1 protein-coding gene and 1 pseudogene are annotated in these 1,370 nt (G+C 52.0%); one reads left to right on the top strand and one right to left on the bottom strand.

The genetic code is table 11. The features are described from left to right. A pseudogene (locus tag E3W21_RS32040) lies at positions 1-282 on the bottom strand (glutathione-dependent formaldehyde-activating protein); the annotation flags it as partial. Positions 283-591: 309 nt separating this feature from the next. Between E3W21_RS32040 and E3W21_RS27845 the strand changes: the two are divergent. After that, positions 592-1,242, top strand: a complete 651-nt coding sequence (locus E3W21_RS27845) for a dTMP kinase (protein WP_134422786.1) — start codon at positions 592-594, stop codon at positions 1,240-1,242. The last annotated feature ends 128 nt before the right edge of the window (positions 1,243-1,370 follow it).

Genomic DNA, 1,370 nt, shown 5'->3' with positions numbered 1-1,370 from the left:
GTGCCGCTGGATGGTGGCGGTTTCGTCGACAATTTCCAGTTTTTCGCCGTGGGCAATGACGCTGACCTAATCTCGAGGCACCACGCCGATGACGGCGAATGTCGCGTTTTGTGGTTTCCAGTATTTGCTGCAGCCGCACGCGTGGTAATGCAGGGTTTGTGCGTCGATCTTGACCTCGACCTTGTCGGTCGCACACAGGCATTGCAGGGTGCCGCCTGTGAAATTCGCGGCGGCAGGTTAGATACCGTTGTCCAGTGCGGGGTGAAGTTTCAAGGTGCTCACGTTGGCTTCTCCGTTTCAGGGTTTTAGACGAACGTGCCTGGGGCCGAGCTGTTGCCTCCGTCAAGTAGAGCGCCACTAAATGTTCCTGTGGAGAAGTTCCACCCTGACACATAATTGAACAGATGGGCGATGACCGATGTTCATAAGGGGCTGTAACCCTGGATTCTGAAACCCGTCAGTCAGAAATCAGGTTAGAGTGTTCGTCAATGTCTGTTCATAAGCACCCTCCACTCGATTCGCGTAGTCGCGCCAAGCGGTTCCAGCGAACGAACCGGGCAAAAAAACCGTATATCAATCGTTATGTGAAGAATGAATCGTCCGCTGTTTGTTTCTCTAGATGGGCCCAAAGGAGCCGGCAAAACCACACTGTTGGAAGCCGTTACGAAAGTACTGAGGGCAGACAACAAAAAGGTGATCCGACTTTGCGAGAGAAAAAGCGATCCCTTTAGGGGTGAAACAATGACCCTCGTTAACAAACTCGTCAGAAATCCCACCCGGGATTTGGAGTTGGAGGTTTGTGAGCGCTTTGCTGATAGCCGTACCTGGATTTCCCGGCACGTGCTGGCTAAACAGCCACCAGACAGCATCATCTTGATCGATCGCTGGTACCCGTCTGATGCCGCGTTTCGCCGGATAGTCCCGTTTGCAGAGATTCTACAGTTGAACATTGATCGAAATGTGCGAGTGCCAGACCTGCATGTCGGGGTTGTCACCGCCCCTGATGTTTCATGGGCGAGGGCAGCGGCACGACGGCGTGGGCTGAGCAGTACCGTGATCCATACGCTGGAAGAACAAGTTGCTTGTACCAAGGCGTTCGAGCGAGCGATTGCAGATCACGGCTGGGTTTTATGCCGTAATGAAGGAACGATCGAAGACGCAACGATGCAGGTGATTTCTGAGATCTATAGAGTCCTTCGATGCCCCGTAGGCGAAGTTCGCTGCGCCGGTTTGTGTTCATGAGCTTCGTTTTTCATGAGTACAAGAGAACCTCACCGAACAAAAATACGAAAAGTGCAAAGTTAGATAAGCTAATGATTTATAGAGTTGTTTTTTCATCCGGTTTGAATGGTTGCGGTGGCCGATTTTGG

Source organism: Pseudomonas sp. F01002 (assembly GCF_004402115.1).
Lineage (GTDB): Bacteria > Pseudomonadota > Gammaproteobacteria > Pseudomonadales > Pseudomonadaceae > Aquipseudomonas > Aquipseudomonas frigoris.
The sequence above is the reverse complement of the archived record's forward strand: the minus strand, read 5'-3'. Positions and strand labels throughout refer to the sequence as shown.

Excerpts from the sequence above, each read along its gene's own strand:
- E3W21_RS27845 (WP_134422786.1), top strand. The coding sequence starts at position 592 with ATGAATCGTCCGCTGTTTGTTTCTCTAGATGGGCCCAAAGGAGCCGGC.